This window comes from Candidatus Accumulibacter sp. ACC003 (assembly GCF_907163085.1).
GTDB lineage: Bacteria > Pseudomonadota > Gammaproteobacteria > Burkholderiales > Rhodocyclaceae > Accumulibacter.
This window is the reverse complement of the sequence record NZ_CAJQTX010000005.1, coordinates 105,036-122,320: the sequence shown is the minus strand read 5'-3', so window position 1 is coordinate 122,320 and position 17,285 is coordinate 105,036. Positions and strand designations below refer to the sequence as shown.

Annotated in this window: 8 protein-coding genes and 1 pseudogene; all 9 read left to right on the top strand. The window is 60.0% G+C overall.

All coding sequences use genetic code 11. The features are described from left to right. The first annotated feature begins 8 nt into the window (after nt 1–8). The 9 genes and pseudogenes from brxC to QZ656_RS10340 all read left to right on the top strand — a co-directional run bounded on the left by brxC (nt 9) and on the right by QZ656_RS10340 (nt 17,089). Nucleotides 9–3,623 (top strand): BREX system P-loop protein BrxC, encoded by a 3,615-nt coding sequence (gene brxC, locus QZ656_RS10380; protein ID WP_291993326.1) that lies wholly within the window; start codon nt 9–11, stop codon nt 3,621–3,623. A 9-nt stretch (nt 3,624–3,632) separates the two neighbouring features. Then, nucleotides 3,633–7,157, top strand: a complete 3,525-nt coding sequence (gene pglX / locus QZ656_RS10375; RefSeq protein WP_291993325.1) for a BREX-1 system adenine-specific DNA-methyltransferase PglX — start codon at nt 3,633–3,635, stop codon at nt 7,155–7,157. Beyond that, on the top strand, nt 7,150–7,320 hold the full coding sequence (locus QZ656_RS10370; RefSeq protein WP_291993324.1) for a hypothetical protein: 171 nt from the start codon (nt 7,150–7,152) through the stop codon (nt 7,318–7,320). Before pglX ends, QZ656_RS10370 begins: the two co-directional genes overlap by 8 nt. Next, nucleotides 7,313–7,819, top strand: a pseudogene (locus tag QZ656_RS10365) (DUF1016 N-terminal domain-containing protein); the annotation flags it as partial. The gene QZ656_RS10370 and the pseudogene QZ656_RS10365, both read left to right, overlap by 8 nt. 197 nt (nt 7,820–8,016) lie before the next feature. After that, nucleotides 8,017–9,519 (top strand): helix-turn-helix domain-containing protein, encoded by a 1,503-nt coding sequence (locus QZ656_RS10360; RefSeq protein WP_291993323.1) that lies wholly within the window; start codon nt 8,017–8,019, stop codon nt 9,517–9,519. 108 nt (nt 9,520–9,627) lie between these two features. Continuing rightward, nucleotides 9,628–12,240, top strand: coding sequence for a BREX-1 system phosphatase PglZ type A (gene pglZ, locus QZ656_RS10355; protein ID WP_291993822.1), 2,613 nt, complete (start codon nt 9,628–9,630; stop codon nt 12,238–12,240). 8 nt (nt 12,241–12,248) lie between these two features. Then, on the top strand, nt 12,249–14,291 hold the full coding sequence (gene brxL, locus QZ656_RS10350; protein WP_291993322.1) for a protease Lon-related BREX system protein BrxL: 2,043 nt from the start codon (nt 12,249–12,251) through the stop codon (nt 14,289–14,291). A gap of 24 nt (nt 14,292–14,315) precedes the next feature. Next, nucleotides 14,316–15,812 (top strand): NYN domain-containing protein, encoded by a 1,497-nt coding sequence (locus QZ656_RS10345; protein WP_291993321.1) that lies wholly within the window; start codon nt 14,316–14,318, stop codon nt 15,810–15,812. A 227-nt stretch (nt 15,813–16,039) separates the two neighbouring features. Then, complete coding sequence (locus QZ656_RS10340) at nt 16,040–17,089, top strand: NAD(P)-dependent alcohol dehydrogenase (RefSeq protein ID WP_291993320.1); 1,050 nt, start codon at nt 16,040–16,042, stop codon at nt 17,087–17,089. Nucleotides 17,090–17,285: the final 196 nt, after the last annotated feature.

Sequence of the window (17,285 nt, the reverse complement as noted above, 5' to 3'; positions counted from 1 at the left end):
AACCCACAATGAAAATCAGGGATCTCTTCAGGAAGCCGATCGACCGTCCGATCAATGGCGTGGTCAAGGCCGATCAGCGCGACGCCGAGAGCGTCTGGCAGGAACTCGACGAGTATGTGGTCACCAAGCAGCTCACCGAATACTTCCGCCGCTTCTTCGACGCCTTCCTGGCGGCCGCCGACAATCCACATGACCCGGTACTCTCGGCGCGCATGGCCGTCTGGGTCTCGGGTTTCTTCGGTTCCGGCAAGTCGCACTTCATCAAGATCCTGTCCTACCTGCTGGAGGACATCGAAGCGGTCAACCCGGCGAACGGCACGAGCAAGCGCGCCGCAGCGTTCTTCGACGAACACAAGATCAAGGACGCCATGCTGCTCGCTGACGTCCAGCGTGCGGTGCGCGGCAGCTCCGATGTCATCCTCTTCAACATCGACGCCAAGGCCGACAGCAAGGATGATCGCGATGTCATCGTGCAGGTCTTCCTGCGCGTCTTCAACGAGAAGCTCGGCTACAGCGGCGACGCGCCGCATGTCGCTGAAATGGAGCGCCATCTGGTCAGCAAGGGCGCCTACGAAGCGTTCAAGGCCGCCTTTGCCGAGAAGAATGGTTCGCCCTGGGGCGCAGAACGCGACGCCGTCGATTTCCTGCGCGACGACGTCGTGTATGCCCTGGCCAGGGCGCTCAAGCAAAGCGAGGAATCCGCCGCCGCCTGGTTCGACAACGCGCGCGAGACCTACCGAATCAATATCGAGGGGCTCGCCCGGATGATTCGTGACTATCTCGGCAGCAAGCCGGCGGGACACCGAATCGTTTTCCTGGTCGATGAAGTCGGCCAGTTCATCGGCGACAACACGCAGCTGATGCTGACCTTGCAGACCATTGCCGAGCAATTGGGGACGCTGTGCCAGGGCCGGGCGTGGGTCATCGTGACCAGCCAGGAAGATATCGACGCGGCCATCGGCGAAGCCAACAAGGCCAGGTCGCAGGACTTTTCCAAGATTCAGGGGCGCTTCCACACGCGTCTGTCGCTGGCCAGTTCCAACACCGACGAGGTCATCGGCGAGCGTCTCCTGGCCAAGACCGAGGCCGCTCATGTCGCCCTGCGCGACCGTTTCGAAAAGAAGGGCGACATCATCAACAACCAGCTGGCCTTCGTCGGCAACTCGGTGACCATGAAGAGCTACAAGGATTCGGCCGAGTTCGTCGCCTGTTACCCGTTCGCCCCGTATCAGTTCACGCTGCTCCAGAAGATCTTCGAATCGATCCGCAAGGTCGGTGCTACCGGCAAGCACCTCTCGAAAGGCGAGCGCTCGCTGCTCGACGCCTTCCAGTCGGCCGCCGTTCGCAATGCCGAGCGGGGGATCGATGCGCTGGTCCCGCTCTACGACTTCTATCCGTCGATCGAGAGCTTCATCGACACCACGGCCAAGCGCTCGATCGACGAAGCGCCGGGCAACGCCGCGCTCGAGCCCGACGACGCCCAGCTTCTCAAAGCGATGTTCCTGATTCGTTACATCCCGGACATCGTCAAGCCGAACATCGACAACCTGGCGACGCTTTGCGTCAATGAAATCGACGCCGACAAGCTGGCGCTCAAGCGGCGCATCCAGGAAAGTCTCGCCCGCCTTGAAAAGCAGCGACTGATCAGCCGCAATGGCGACCTGTGGTTCTTTCTCACCAACGAAGAACGCGACGTCGCCCGCGAGATCGGCCACGTCGAAGTATCGGCCAACGAAAAATGGCGGCTGCTCAGCGAACTGCTCTACGACGACATCCTCGGCGGGCAGACCAGGGTGCGTCACCGGGAGACCAGGGCCGACTACGAATTCAACCGGCTGCTCGACGGCGCCCCCTGGAAGAACGCCAGCCACCCGCTCAGCCTTGAAATCGCCACGCCGCTCGGCGACGACTACGAACTGCTCAGCGAAGCCCGATGCATCCTGCGTAGCTCGGAATCGGGCGGTCGGGCGCTGCTTCGCACCGCCGAAGGCGATCGGCTCGACATCGAGCTGAGCCTCTACCTGCAAATCGAAAAGTACATCGACAGCCCCAAGGCCAGCATGGCTGCCGCCTCGCTCAAGCGCATCCTCTCCGACCGCAAGGACGAGAACCGCGAACGCCGTGGCCGCATCGTCTCCCAGCTGGCTGATCTCATGGTCACCGGCGACGTCTATGCGCTCGGCCAGAAACTGCAGCTCAAGGCCGCGAGCCCGGGCACGCTGCTCGACCAGCTGCTCAACTACCTGATCACCAACACCTACACCAAGCTCTCCTACCTCAAGCAGCGTCAGGCTGACCCCATCGCCGAGATCAAGGCCGTGCTGGCCGCCGACACCATCGGCCAGCAGGGGCTCGGCCTCGACGGCGAAGAAGGCAACCACCTCGCGATCAAGGAGCTGCGCGATTACCTGCACCTCAAGGCCAGCGCCGAGCGTGTGCTGCTGTCCGACGTCGTCGATCGCTTTACCGGCATCCCCTGGGGCTGGAAGCCGGAGTGGGAAGTGGTGCTGCTGGTCGCCCGGCTGTTCATGGCCGGCGAAATAAAGCTGATGTGCGAGGGCGCCGATCTCGACCCGAAGAGGGCCGGCGATCCCTTGACCAAGTCGGTCCGTTTCAAGCAGGTCTCGATTCTCAAGAAGAAAATACCGCAGCCCGAGTCTCTCAAACGGGCGCGGGATCTCTACAAGGACATGTTTGCGAAGATCTCCCGCGAAGACGCGGACGGGCTGGTGGCTGATTATCGTGCCGCCCTCGGCGACTGGCAGCCCGACCTCAAGGGCTACATGCAGACCGCCGCAATCAAGCACCATCCTGGCAAGGCCGTGATCGACGAGGCCAGCACCCGCATCGGCAAGCAACTCGCGATCCGTGATGCCTTCGAGTTCATCGAGACCCTGCTGAGCGCGAAAAACGACTGGCTGGACACCAGCGACGATATCCATGATGTCGTCAGCTTCTACAAAACGCAGCTGCCTACCTGGCGCAAGCTGCTCGACGCGCTGACCGGCTTTGCGGAAAACCGGGACGTCCTGCTCAAGCTTCCTGCCGTCGCCACCGCACTGGCCGAGCTGGAGTCGATACGCGACAACCCGACGCCCTACGGCCAGATCCCGAGGGTCGAGGCGCTGATCAGGACCGTCGAGGCTGCCAACGAAGCAGCGGCGCAGCAGCGGCGCGAACGCGCCCTCAACTCGATCGATGCCAGGATCGGCGAGGTCATGAAATCTCTCGATCAGGTTCAGGCAGCAGCGGCTCTGCGTAACACGGCTTTGCTGCCTTTGCAGGAGTTGAAGACGAAGATCGCCGCGCTGTCCAGCATTCCGAAGATCTTCTACTTTCAGAACCAGGGCGGCAATCTGCTCGACGATGCGATGCTGATCATCGAATCGGCCAGTCACAAGCCGGCAAATGCAGTGGAGGATCCCGGAGGCGCGACGACGAAAACAGTCTTGACGACCGGTGCCAGCAGCGCAGCGCCCAAACCCTCCAAGGTGATCCGCGCCGCCGACCTGTCGCCGTCGATCTATCTGGAAACCGAGGCCGAAGTCGAAGCCTACGTGGCCAGACTCAAGGCCGAGCTGCTCGAAACCATTCATTCCGGCAAGCGTGCCCGCATCCAATAAGAAGAAACCATGAACACCGCCAAGCTCAAGTCCTACGCCCCGCAAGCCCGCAGAGATTTCATCGCCGCCGTTCAGGCCCGCGCCAACCAGCTCGGACTATCAGTAAAAGGCGGCAAGCTCGACATCGCCCCCAGCGAGCAAAAGGGCGACATCGTCGTCATCGCCGGGCAGGCGTGGCCCGCCAAGGTGCATCAGCAGCGTGAACGCCTGATTCAGCGCATCAAGGAGGACGGCTTTGCGCACACGATCGAGGCGGTGGCCTACACCTGGTTCAACCGTTTTGCTGCGCTGCGCTACATGGAGATTCACGACTATCTGGATCACGGCTACCGGGCGCTGTCGAGCCGGGAGGGCGGTTTGCCCGAAATCCTCGCCCACGCCAGCGAACTCGTCGGCGTCCTACCGGGCCTGAACGCCGCCCAGATCGCCGACCTCAGGCTTGCTGGCGACAAGGACGGCGAACTCTATCGACTCCTGCTGGTAGCGCAGTGCAACGCGCTCGCCAGCGCGATGCCCTTCCTCTTCGAGCGCATCGACGACGAATCCGAGCTGTTGCTGCCCGATAAGCTCATCCGCAGCGATTCACTGATCGCTTCGCTGGTCGACGAGATACCGGAAGCCGACTGGTCCGACATCGAGATCATCGGCTGGCTCTACCAGTTCTACATTTCGGAGAAGAAGGACCAGGTTATCGGCAAGGTCGTGAAGTCGGAAGACATTCCGGCGGCGACACAGCTGTTCACGCCCAACTGGATCGTCAAGTACATGGTCCAGAACTCGCTGGGCGCGCAGTGGCTGGCGACGTATCCCGACTCGCCGCTCAAAGCGCAGATGGACTATTACATCGAGCCCGCCGAGCAGACCGACGAGGTCAAGGCGCAGCTCGCGGCCATCACGCCGAGCCAGCTCAACCCCGAGGAGCTGACGCTCATCGACCCGGCGTGTGGCTCGGGGCACATTCTGGTGGAGGCCTATGAACTCTTCAAGGCCATCTACCTGGAGCGCGGTTATCGGCAACGCGATGTGGCGCAGCTGATCCTCGAGAAGAATCTCTACGGCCTCGACATCGACGAGCGCGCGGCACAGCTGACGGGCTTCGCGCTGATGATGAAGGGGCGGGCGGATGACCGGTGGCTGTTTGAGCGCGGGGTGAAGCCCAATGTGATGTCGCTGGTGGATAGCGCGGGCTTCGATGCGGAGGGTTTGGCGAAGGGGGTGGAACTTTCGGACTACGGGCTGAAGCCGGGCGACCTCAATGAGCTGAAGCGGTTGTTCGAGCACGCGACGACGTTTGGGTCGTTGATTCAGGTTCCGGAGGGGCTGGCGGACAAGTTATCGGCGTTGAAGAAGCTGAGTGCGGCGAGTAGCCAGGACCTGTTTGTGTCGGATGCGCTGAAGCCCTTGGGGCCGCTGGTGCAGCAGGCCGAGTTGCTTGCCGCACAGTACGACGCGGCGGTAGCGAATCCGCCGTATATGGGTAGCAAGGCTTACTGCATGGTCCTCAAGGAGTTTGTCAATAACGCATTCGCAGCCGGTAAAGCCGATCTCTATGGCACGTTTGTTCTTCGGAACATCCAATTTGCTCAACAGGGCGGCCACGTTGGAATGATCACCATACCGAACTGGATGTTCCTCTCTTCGTTTGAGGAACTTCGGAAAGCCATCTTGAATAATGCGCCGATTTCGAGTCTCGTACACAACGGCAGAGGGATCTGGGGTTCTGACTTTGGCAGCTGCTCGTTCATTCTGCGCAGAGCTGCTCCTTACCGGCTCAGCGGTTCTTTCCTTCGGCTATTCGAGAAACCGGGTAGCGTTTCGAGTAATGAAGAGCAGGAACGTCGTTTTCACACTAAGCCCCGATACTGCGTTGCGAACGCTGAGCTCGCGAGAGTCCCAGGCGCACCTGTAGCTTATTGGGCTCCGTCAGCGGTCATCGAAGCATTCGAAAGCGGATGCTCGATCGGAGCTTCTGCCAAAAAGGGCCTTAGTTGTAGTGGCACAGAGTTGTTCTACCGATATTTTTGGGAGGTCAGTTCTGACAAACTTGCGAACGTTGAAAAGCGAAACAGGTGGGTCGAAATAGCTAAGGGCGGTGATTACAGGAAGTGGTTTGGCAACAACGAACTGCGAATCGACTGGGGGTCGAATGGAGCATCAATAAAAAAAACGGGGGGTTCAGTCGTCCGAAATGAGCGCTTCTACTTCCGTCCTGGCCTGAGTTGGAACGATGTGTCGATTGGGCAGTTCGCATGTCGGTTCGTGCCTGCCGGTGCAATTCCGACTGACTCTGGTCCGATGATATTTGAGGAAGCCGCCTTTCCTCTGTTGGCCTGTGTCTTGAATTCACGGGTAGCGAAGTCATTTCTGGAGATACTTTGTCCTACTGTACATTTTGGCGTTGGTCAGATAGCCCGATTCCCAGTGCTCGAACCACAGGGTTTTCTGGAAAACTCCTTCGAACGTCTGTTGTACGGGCACCGGATTGATTGGAACGTCTATGAACGCTCCTTGGATTTCCAATCTCTCCCCATCCTGGCTGCCTCCTCCGAGCCCACCCGCACCCTCGAATCCAGCTACACCGCCTGGATCACCCAGAACCGCGCCACCATCGCCGAGATGAAGCGTCTCGAAGAAGAGAACAATCGCCTCTTCATCGACGCCTACGGCCTGCAGGACGAGCTCACCCCCGACGTCCCTCTGTCGCAGATCACCCTGACGGTGAACCCCGCCTACCGCTACGGCGGCAAACTCAGCGAGGAGGAGCAGTGGACCCGCTTCCGCCAGGACACCATGGAGGAACTGGTCTCCTATGCCATCGGCTGCATGATGGGCCGCTACAGCCTGGACGAACCCGGCCTGATCTACGCGCACGCCGGCAACGTCGGCTTCGACGCCACGCGCTACCAGACCTTCCCCGCCGACGCCGACGGCATCGTGCCCGTCACCGACGAGCTCTGGTTCGAGGACGACGCCGCCAACCGTGTGCGCGAATTCCTGATCGCGACCTGGGGCGCCGAGAAGCTGGACGAGAACATGGTCTTCCTCGCCGACAATCTGGGCGCCAAGGCCAGCGAAGCCCCCATCGAGACCATCCGCCGCTACCTCGCCGACAAGTTCTTCAAGGACCACCTCCAAACCTACAAGAAGCGCCCCATCTACTGGCTCTTTTCCAGCGGCAAACAGGGTGGCTTCCAGGCGCTGCTCTACCTGCACCGCTACCACGAAGGCACGCTCGCCCGCATGCGCGCCGAATACGTCGTCCCGCTCACCGGCAAGATCCAGTCGCGCATCGAAATGCTGGAAAAAGACCGCGACGCCGCCGGCTCAACGGCTTCCCGCAACAAGATCGCCAAGCAGATCGAATCGCTGAAAAGGAAACACGTCGAACTCCTCGCCTACGACGAAAAACTCCGCCACTACGCTGACATGCGCATCACCCTCGATCTGGATGACGGGGTGAAGGTGAACTACGGCAAGTTTGGGGATCTGCTTGCAGAGGTGAAGGCCGTGACGGGAGGTGCGAGTGATGACTGAGCGGCGGTTCTCCATCGGCAATGTCGCAGTGCATCGTGCGCAGGCGCCCAAGCAATCGTTGGGCATCGCGAACCATTATTTAATTGGTGGCCGCCTCGTCAGTGATCAAGAGCGAGATGATGACGGGAGCGTCGTGGAGATGAAGGGTGAGCAGAATGCGTGACCTTCTCGTGCTGCCGGGCGATTACGCCGCCTGGCTGACCGCTATCAAGCAGCACGTCCAGAACGTCCAGCAGAGGGCTGTGCTTGCTGTCAATCGCGAGTTGGTTTTGCTGTATTGGCATATCGGTCGCGACATCCTGGAGCGCCAGCAAGCCCAGGGCTGGGGTGCGAAGGTCATCGATCAGCTGGCCCAGGATCTGACCGCCGCCTTCCCCGACATGAAGGGGTTCTCGCGTCGCAACCTGCTCTACATGCGCAGTTTCGCCGAGGCGTGGCCAGAGCCGACATTTGTGCAAGAGGTGCTTGCACAATTGCCCTGGTATCACCAGGTGACGCTGCTGGACAAGCTGAAGACGCGCTCGGACCGCGAATGGTATCTCGCCAGGGCCATCGAGCACGGCTGGTCGCGCAACGTCATGTGGCATCACATTTCCGCAGCGCTGCACTTGCGATCCGGCAACGCGGTGACCAATTTCGAACAGCGCTTGCCGGCGCCGAGGATGCGCTGGAGGGGGAGGGCGAGTTGCCGGACGAGGCATCGCCGAGCGCCGAGGATACGCCAGCATGAGCGAGCAAGGCATCACCGATGCGCTCGGCACCGCGTTCTCCAGCAATTCGATTGTCTTCTGGCTCAAGGCCGACGGCAAGTTCGGGGCTTTGCTGGCGAAGGCGAAGGCCTTAACGGGCGGGGCGAGTGATGACTGAGCATCGATCAAACATTCTGGAGGAACTGCTGACTTACCGTGAAGGCAAAACGCTGGAGTTCAAGCGCGATTTGTCGTCACCGAAGCCTTTGCTCAAGACGCTGGTGGCGTTTGCCAATACCGCCGGGGGTCGCTTGTTTGTCGGCATCGGTGACGACCGTAGCATTGTCGGCGTCGAAAATCCGCTCGATGAGGAGGAACGTCTGTGCAGTCTGATTGCCGACAGCATCGCGCCGCGGCTGGTCCCCAATGTAGAACTGCTGACGGTGGAGGGCAAGACGCTGCTCCTGATAGAGGTTTTTGTCAGCGGCACCCGGCCGCACTGGCTTAAATCCGAGGGCGCTGAATCAGGCGTCTATGTCCGCCTGGGGTCGACCAGTCGCCAGGCTGATGCGGCGCTGATCGGCGAACTGCGGCGGTCGGTCGATGGTGTGGCTTTTGACGAGATGCCGATGCCGGACTTGAGTCTGAAGGATCTCGACATGGAGGCGGCCCGGCAGCTCTTTCCTGGACTGAACAGGCCGGGCGAGCAAGCGCTGCGAACGCTCAAGCTGGTGACCCCGTATCAGGGTCATCTTGTGCCGACCAAGGGCGCCGTACTGCTGTTTGGCAAGGAACGAATGCAGCATTTCTCCGATGCCTGGGTTCAGTGCGGTCGTTTTGTCGGCACGGACAAGGCCGAAATCTTTGACCACGTCGACGTCCATGAGCATTTGCCGACGGCCGTGGATCACATCATGCTGTTTTTGAAAAAGCACGCGATGCGCGGTGCCGATTTTACGGAGGTGCGCCGCAAGGATGTCTGGAGCATTCCGCTGCTCCTGTTGCGGGAGGCCGTGATCAACGCCCTGGTGCATGCCGATTATTCGCAGCGAGGCGCACCCATCCGCCTCGCTTTTTTTGACGACCGTATTGAAATCGAGAGCCCCGGCATCCTTCTGCCCGGCATGACAGTGGCCGACATGCGTCAGGGTGTTTCGAAGATCCGCAACCACGTCATCGCCCGTGTGTTCCGTGAACTGAATCTGATCGAGCAGTGGGGCAGCGGGGTACCGCGGATCTTCCGGGAAGCCGAGGAGCAGGGTTTGCCGGAACCGCAAATCATTGAAGTGGGAATGCGCTTGCGCGTGGTGGTGCATCTGGCCGAAGCGATCCGCCCGGTACAAGTAACCGAGCAAGTAACCGAGCAAGTAACCGAGCAAGTAACCGAGCAAGTAACCGAGCAAGTAACCGAGCAAGTAACCGAGCAAGTAACCGAGCAAGTAACACGCTTCCTTGAATGCCTGAAGCAAGGGCCGCTCAGCACGCGCGAGGCGATGGAGCGTTTGGCGTTGCAGCATCGACCGACGTTTTCTGCGAACTATCTGCTGCCGGCGCTGAACGCCGGCCTGGTTGAAATGACCCAGCCGGAATCGCCAAGAAGTCCTACCCAGAAATACCGCCTGATTGCTCCAGCGTACCGCAGTGGTCGCGCACCGCTTGAACCGAAGGGATGAGCTAATGAATGAGGCTGCCGACACCGATTTGTCCAACAGCGTGTTGCACAAATGCTCTGCTGTTGCCCCCGATGATTCCCGGCTATGGCACTTCACGGCGGCAATCCGATGAGCGAGCAACGCATCACCGACGCGCTCAGCACCGCGTTCTCCAGTCATCCGATTGTCTTCTGGCACGATGTCGACGGGGAGTTCTCTTTCTCGGTCAGGAATCTCTTGCCCGACGGCGTCGAACTGCTCTATCTCGACGATCTGCCGGCCTTGTCGATCAAGCTCCAAGTGGAGCGCGCCGCGCCGCAGGCCAGCTTCCTCCTCTACAGCGCCAAACCGCTCCCTGTGCTTGCCGACGACTGGCTGCTGGACATCCGGCTGCGCAGCAAGAGCTTCCACGCCGACAACGCGTCGATTCTGCTGGAGGATCTCGGCCTGGCCTCGCAGCAACTGCGAGCGCATCTCAAGGAGCGCGCCAGGTTTCTCCAAGCCAAGGAGCGCGTCGAGCGCCTCAAGCGCTGGGTTGCGCCCAGCGATGGCGCCGGAGATCTCGATCGCAAGATGATCGCGGTATTGGCAAAGGCCGAGCAAGCCGATCTCGCTGCCATCCTTCTGCGTCTTTTTTCTGCCCTTGTTCAGGACGGCGTCGCCGATCTTGATGCCGAGCCGAAAGCGTGGTCCGACATCGTCGCCAACGACCTGATCGATTCGTTCTGGGTCCTGGTTGAGCAGGAGATGGGATATCGCGACGCCGCGCCGACACTGCGGGACTTCCTGTTCCGGATCCTGGTGACGGATCTTTCGCGGACCGTCAGCGGTGCTTGTCCGGCGCAGTTGTCGCATTTCATCATCAGTGACAAGGCACGCGCGGCGAATGCCTCGGTCTTTGTTGCCGGATGGCGTTCTCACATGCAGCACTTTGCCAGCTACGATGCCTTGTCGGGCAGCGTGGCTCGCGAACTGGGGCTGAGCAATGTGATTGCCGCTCTATCTGCCGAGTCATTGGCGGAAACGATGACTTTCGAGGAAGTCGAGCGGCGCATCATCCAGGACCTCAAGGGCCGCATCATCGCTGGCGCTGGCGCCGATATGGATACCTTGCGCGGACTGATTGCCCGGCGTCGCGACGGCCATTGGGCCAACAAGCTATTGGCGCATTCCAGCGCCACGACACGCGCGCTGGCATCGTGTTACGACGCGCTGGAAGCAGCGGCTGGCTTCTTCGAGTTGAAAGAAAGATTCAGCGTCGGCTTCGGTTTCGCCAACGCCGAGGCCGGTTTGGCGGCGTACCAGAGCGAGTTGTTCCGCTTCGATCAACTCTATCGCCAGATCAACCACGCCGCCGATGGCGTCGAGCCGATGGGCTGGGCCTTGCTGCATGAGCTTCGTCAGCGTATCGAGAGCGCCTATTCGGGCTGGTTCGTTCCGCAGCTGGCGTCTGCCTGGAGCAAGGTGCTGGAAGGCAAGGACGGCCTGTTGTCGAGCTGGCAGGTTGCTGCCTGGGTCAATCAGCCGGACTTCTTCGAAACGCACGTCATGGCGCATCTGGATGCGGGGATCCGCCGGGTGTTTGTCGTCATTTCCGACGCCTTCCGCTACGAGGCGGCGGAGGAACTTGTTCGCGACATCAATGGCAAGAGCCGCTTCAAGGCGGCGCTGACACCGATGCTCGGCGTGCTGCCCAGCTACACCGCGCTCGGCATGGCGTCGCTTTTGCCGCACCATACGCTGGCCTACAGGACGAACAGCAATCTCGACGTGATGGCCGACGCCGACGTGGTTTCGACGCTTGAGCAGCGCAGCGCACATCTCTCCAGATATCAGGGGGTTGCCGTCAAGGCCGATGAGCTGCTGGCGATGGGCAAGGACAAGGGCCGGGAGTTTGTCCGCGATCATCGCGTGATCTACGTCTATCACGACAGGATCGACATGCTCGGGGACAAACAAGGCTCGGAGGGGCAGACCTTCGACGCCGTTGCCCAGACGCTGGCCGAACTGAATCAGCTCGCGAGCTTTATCGTTAATAGCCTCAATGGGTCACTGGTGTTGATCACCGCCGATCACGGCTTTCTTTACCAGGAGTCGGCGCTCGACAAGGCCGATAAATCGACGCTCGGTGACAAGCCGGCGGGAACGCTGCGAGCGAAGAAGCGCTATCTTCTCGGGCAAGGGATCGGCGAGAGCAGCCACGCGTGGTGTGGCAACACGGCCGTCACGGCGGGAACGACAGCGGGTGAAGGCAGCATGGATTTCTGGCTGCCCAAGGGAGCCGCCCGCTTTCACTTTGCCGGCGGCGCCCGTTTCGTTCATGGCAGCGCCATGCCGCAGGAGATCGTCATCCCGGTGATCACCCTGCGCGAGAGCGAGCACCAGTCGGCCAGGACGCGCACGGTGGACTTCAGCTTGCTGGGCTCGTCGAACAAGGTGGTCACCAACAAGCAGCGCTTCGAATTCATCCAGACCGAAGCCGTTTCGGAACGGGTATTGGCCAGATCGGTGCTGGTCTCTCTGCGTGACGGCGAGACCATGATCAGCGACGAGCAGTCGCTGACTTTCGACAGCAGCTCGGGCCTGATGGACGAGCGCAAGCGCTCGGTGATCCTGACCATCAAGTCGGGTCAATACGACAAGAGCAAAGACCATTTCCTGATTGCCCGTGACACGCAAACCAAGGTCGAAGTGGTCCGGATTCCGGTCAAGGTGGACCTGGCCTTCGCCAACGACTTCTAGAACCGATCATGACTGAACAACTCCCCGAGAACGACACGAATCTCGATGCCCTGCTGAATCGGCAATTCGCCGGCAAGGTGGTGCGCAAGGATCTGACCAAGCTCATCAAGGAAGGCGCCAATGTTCCTGTCTACGTCCTCGAATATCTGCTCGGGATGTACTGCGCGTCCGATGATCAGGCGACCATCGATGCCGGACTGGTCAATGTAAAGCGGATTCTCAGCGAGAACTACGTTCGACCCGACGAGGCCGAGAAGGTCAAGTCGAAGATTCGCGAGAGCGGCAGTTACAAGGTCATCGACAAGGTGACGGTCAAGCTGAATGAAAAGCGCGATGTCTATGAGGCGCTGCTCTCCAATCTCGGGGTCAAGAACGCAGAGATTTCGGATGCCTACGTTCGCCAGTTCGAGAAGCTTCTGGTTGGCGGCATCTGGTGCATTGTGACCCTGCATTATCGATTCGAGGAGAACCAGAAGGGCTCGCCCTTCCTGGTCACCGACCTGAAACCGATCCAGATGCCCAACATGGACATGCCTGGGCTTTTCGAAGGGCGCAAGGCATTCACGGAAGCGCTGTGGATCGATGCACTGATCCGGTCAACGGGCATGGAGCCCTCCTGCTTCAAGGAGCGGGTGAAGTGGCATTTGCTGGCGCGGATGATTCCGCTGGTCGAGAACAACTACAACTTCTGCGAGCTTGGCCCGCGCGGCACGGGCAAGAGCCACATCTACAAGGAGATCAGCCCGAACAGCATTCTGGTTTCGGGTGGCCAGACCACGGTCGCCAATCTCTTCTACAACATGGCGGCGCGCAAGGTGGGCCTGGTCGGGCTGTGGGACGTGGTGGCCTTCGATGAGGTGGCGGGGATCAACTTCAAGGATCAGGACGGCGTCCAGATCATGAAGGACTTCATGGCCAGCGGATCCTTCTCGCGAGGCCGCGAGGCGATCAGCGCCAACGCGGCGATGGTTTTCGTCGGCAACCTCCCGCAAGGGCAGACTGTCGAGTCGTTGGTCAAGACCAGCCACCTGTTCAGACCCTTCCCCGAGGTGATGATCGATTCGGCTTTCTTCGACCGCTTCCACGCCTATGTGCCCGGCTGGGAAATCCCGAAAATGCGTCCGGAGTTTTTTACCAACCAGTATGGGCTGATCGTCGATTACCTGGCCGAGTACCTGCGCGAAATGCGCAAGGTCAACTTCGCCGACGCCATCGACAAGTGGTTCAAGCTCGGCAACAACCTGAATCAGCGCGACACCATTGCCGTGCGCCGAACGGTGTCGGGCCTTCTGAAGCTGATCTGTCCAGCCGGCGATTACGACAAGGAGATCGTGAAGAAGTGTCTTGAGTACGCGCTGGAAGCTCGCCGGCGCGTGAAGGAGCAGCTCAAGAAGATTGGCGGCATGGAGTTCTACGACGTGCACTTCTCCTACATCGATCTTGAGGATAGCCAGGAACGTTTTGTTGCCGTTCCTGAGCAATCGAGTGCTGCCTTGATCCCGGATGGCCGCCTGGCACCTGGCGCACTGCATACGATCAGTATGGGCACATCCGAAATGCCGGGGATCTACCGCATTGAAATTCAAACCATCGCCGGCGGTGGCAAAGTATCTGCCTCGGGTGTTGCACCGCGCGAGCCGGTGCGCGTGGCCTTCGACTACTTCAAGGCCAATTCTGCGCGTGTCAGTGCCTCGATCAAGCCAGGCGAACACGATTTCCACCTGCAGCTTGTCGAGCTACAAAATGCCGGCGCGCCGCAGTTATTCACCCTCGCCAGCTTCATCGCCCTTTGCTCGGCAGCGCTCGGCCGCCCGGTGCAGTCGCAGATGACGATCATGGGCGATATGAGCCTCGGCGGAACGGTCGTGCCGGTCAGGAATCTTGCGGAAAGTTTGCAGATCGCGTTTGACGCCGGGGCCAAGAAGATACTGTTGCCGATGTCCAGCGTCGGCGATATTCCGAGTGTTCCGGGGGAACTGTTCGCCAGGTTCCAGACAAGTTTCTATGCCGATCCCGTGGATGCGGTGTTCAAGGCGATTGGCGTTGAGTGAGGTCGGTTTTGAGGAAGGCAGTTCATGAAAAGCGCTTTATTCGTTGATTTCGACAATGTTTATTCCGGCCTGCGTCGCCTCGACCAGGGTGCCGCCGACCAGTTCGCACGCATGCCGACGGCCTGGATGAATTGGCTGATCGAGTCGCTGGAACTGCCCGCGCCAACTCGGCCCGGTGCCCGGCGCCGTATCCTTGTGCGGCGCTGCTACCTGAATCCGCAGGCTTATCAACGCTTTCGCCCCTCGTTCAATCTGGCTGGCTTCGAAATCGTCGATTGTCCACCCATGACCACCGAGGGCAAGACCAGCACCGACATCCACATGGTCCTGGACATCGTCGATCTGCTGCAACAGGAAACGCATTACGACGAGTTCATTGTCTTTTCTGCTGACGCTGATTTCACTCCGCTGCTGCGCAAACTGCGGCGCTGGGATCGGCGAACGACCGTGCTGGCCATTGGTTTTCCCTCGGCAGCTTACCGGGCGTCAGCTGACCTGTTGATTGATCAGGATGACTTCATCAGGGAGGCGCTGAGCTTTGGCGACGCTCTCACCGAGCCGCCTCCGGTAGAAATCCGCCCAGCCCGGACGTTGGCATCATCAGCCCTGGCTGTGATCCGCGAGGCGGTGCAAGAAGCGCCGACTCCGGTCCCCCTGGCCAAGATTGCTTCGGCACTGCTGCGGGCCGTCGACGGCCTCGACGCGTCGTCATGGGGTGGCCTCGGCAGTTTTCGCGCCTTGCTTGATTCCCTGGATCTCACGCCTCTGGCTGTCAGCTGGGAGGGTGGCGGGACGATCTACGACCCCAAGCGCCATTCGCGCGCCGTGACGCATGGCACTGGAGCAAGCGGTGGCAAGCTCAACGGCGTACAGCCCATGCTCGAGGAGCTGATCAGGGCAGAGGTCGCCAAGGCATCGCAGCCGGTACCCTGCGGACGATTGGCAACGCTGATTCTCGGGCAGGACGGATCGCTGGCAGCCGACTGGGCCGGCAAGGGAACATTTCGAAAGTTTGTCGAATCGCTGAACGTACTACCTGTTCGCTTCAACTGGAATGCTTCGGGCGGCTTTGCCGTCGACCCGAGTCGTCATACTGTGCCCTCGGACGTCGCCGTTGATCCGGGAACAGAGTGGGCCGACAACGCTCTCTACGAGGTGGCAAAACACATCCATGACCTCACCGATGTGCCTCTGCTCTCGCCAAAAAAATACCGAAACCTGATGGAGGTCATCGCAAGTGATGTTCTCGGCAGCCCATTTCACCTCGTCGCGACCGGCAAGCGAGTTCGCGACCGCTGTCGTGATTCCGGGTTGCCGGTCAGCCGTGCGGACGTGAATCATGTGTTGCGGGGCTTGTTGATGCGCGGCCACTCCTTCGAGGAGGGCAGCAATGATGCGCCTACCCTGTGCAGGAAGCTGGCGGACAGCATTCGTTCACTCTGTCTGCGCGAGGAAATCATGCTCGACGCCGCAATGGTCAGTGCGATCGACAACTGGATAGGCGGCGGAGCCGCTCGCTGAGGGCCGGTCGTGGTCGAGGAAATTCGGTGCTTCCACCGCGTCGGCTGGCCGGCCAACAGCCCCACGGCGAGCGGCTTCCTCTATGCCGCCGCTACCTTTTGAGCACTACTGGCATCTCCAGACAGGCCAGCGTCCTTATCCAGGAGTCCAAAAACTTGTCTTCCAAAAAGTTGTCGGACAACGCCAAGCGCTTCTTACCCCCAACATTGCAAAAAAAGGATTGAGTCATGATTAGAACGAAAGCATACGCAGCCCAAAGTGCGACGAGCGAACTTGCCCCTTTCGAACTGGACCGCCGCAGCCCCGGTGCAGAAGATGTGCAGATCGAGATTCTCTATTGCGGCGTATGCCACTCGGATTTGCACACGGCTCGTGGCGAGTGGCATAACAGCTTGTATCCGTCAGTCCCGGGCCACGAAATCGTTGGTCGAGTGGTCGCCGTGGGCGATAGCGTTCATGACTTCAAGCTAGGAGACCTGGCTGGCGTAGGCTGCATGATCGACAGTTGTGGGAATTGCTATTCTTGCCATGCGGGCGAAGAGCAATACTGCGAAAATGGCTTCACTGGAACCTACAACGGGCCGGTTTTTGGCGGCGAGAATACCTACGGGGGTTATTCCAAAACCATCGTCGTCAAAGAGTCATTTGTCTTGCATATCAACCACGCCGAAGAGGACCTGGCGAGTGTGGCGCCCCTCTTGTGCGCTGGAATAACCACCTATTCGCCCTTGTGTCATTGGGGTGCAGCGCCAGGCCAGACGGTTGGAATTGTCGGACTTGGCGGCCTTGGCCACATGGCAGTGAAAATTGCACACGCCATGGGCGCGCACGTGGTGCTATTCACCACATCGCCAACGAAAGTCGAAGACGGCAAGCGCCTGGGTGCCGATGTAGTGTGTATTTCCACCAATCCCGAGCAAATGGCTACCTATGCAAATCAGTTCGATTTCATCCTGAACACCGTGGCCGCCTCGCACAGCCTGGATGTCTATCTGCAAATGCTCAAGCGTGACGGTACGATGACCCTGGTCGGAGCTCCTGCCGAGCCGCACCCTTCGCCCAATGTCTTCAATCTGATCTTCAAGCGCCGCCAGCTAGCGGGATCACTCATCGGTGGAATCCGTGAAACTCAGGACATGCTTGATTTTTGCGCCAAACACAACATCGTTTCAGACATCGAGATGATCCCCATCGATTACATCAATACGGCCTACGAGCGAATGCTGAAAAGCGATGTGAAATACAGGTTTGTCATCGATATGGCGACTCTCAAGTAAGACCAGCCGACCGAATGAGCCGGTTCTGGCGCGAAAACCCGGCCGGTGGGGACGTGCGGAGCCAAAGCGTTCCGCGCGGAAAGCCCGCCAACAGGAGTTCCAGACTTTCCGGACCAGGGACGATATGTCGTGACCGTTAGCCCGGATAGCCGCGCACAGCCGGCGGAAAATGCGATGAGACGTTTGCTCTCGACGA

What these genes read in the sequence shown, in the direction of transcription:
- brxC (WP_291993326.1), top strand. Translation starts at nt 9, where the DNA reads ATGAAAATCAGGGATCTCTTCAGGAAGCCGATCGACCGTCCGATCAAT.
- pglX (WP_291993325.1), top strand. Translation starts at nt 3,633, where the DNA reads ATGAACACCGCCAAGCTCAAGTCCTACGCCCCGCAAGCCCGCAGAGAT.
- QZ656_RS10370 (WP_291993324.1), top strand. Translation starts at nt 7,150, where the DNA reads ATGACTGAGCGGCGGTTCTCCATCGGCAATGTCGCAGTGCATCGTGCG.
- QZ656_RS10360 (WP_291993323.1), top strand. Translation starts at nt 8,017, where the DNA reads ATGACTGAGCATCGATCAAACATTCTGGAGGAACTGCTGACTTACCGT.
- pglZ (WP_291993822.1), top strand. Translation starts at nt 9,628, where the DNA reads ATGAGCGAGCAACGCATCACCGACGCGCTCAGCACCGCGTTCTCCAGT.
- brxL (WP_291993322.1), top strand. Translation starts at nt 12,249, where the DNA reads ATGACTGAACAACTCCCCGAGAACGACACGAATCTCGATGCCCTGCTG.
- QZ656_RS10345 (WP_291993321.1), top strand. Translation starts at nt 14,316, where the DNA reads ATGAAAAGCGCTTTATTCGTTGATTTCGACAATGTTTATTCCGGCCTG.
- QZ656_RS10340 (WP_291993320.1), top strand. Translation starts at nt 16,040, where the DNA reads ATGATTAGAACGAAAGCATACGCAGCCCAAAGTGCGACGAGCGAACTT.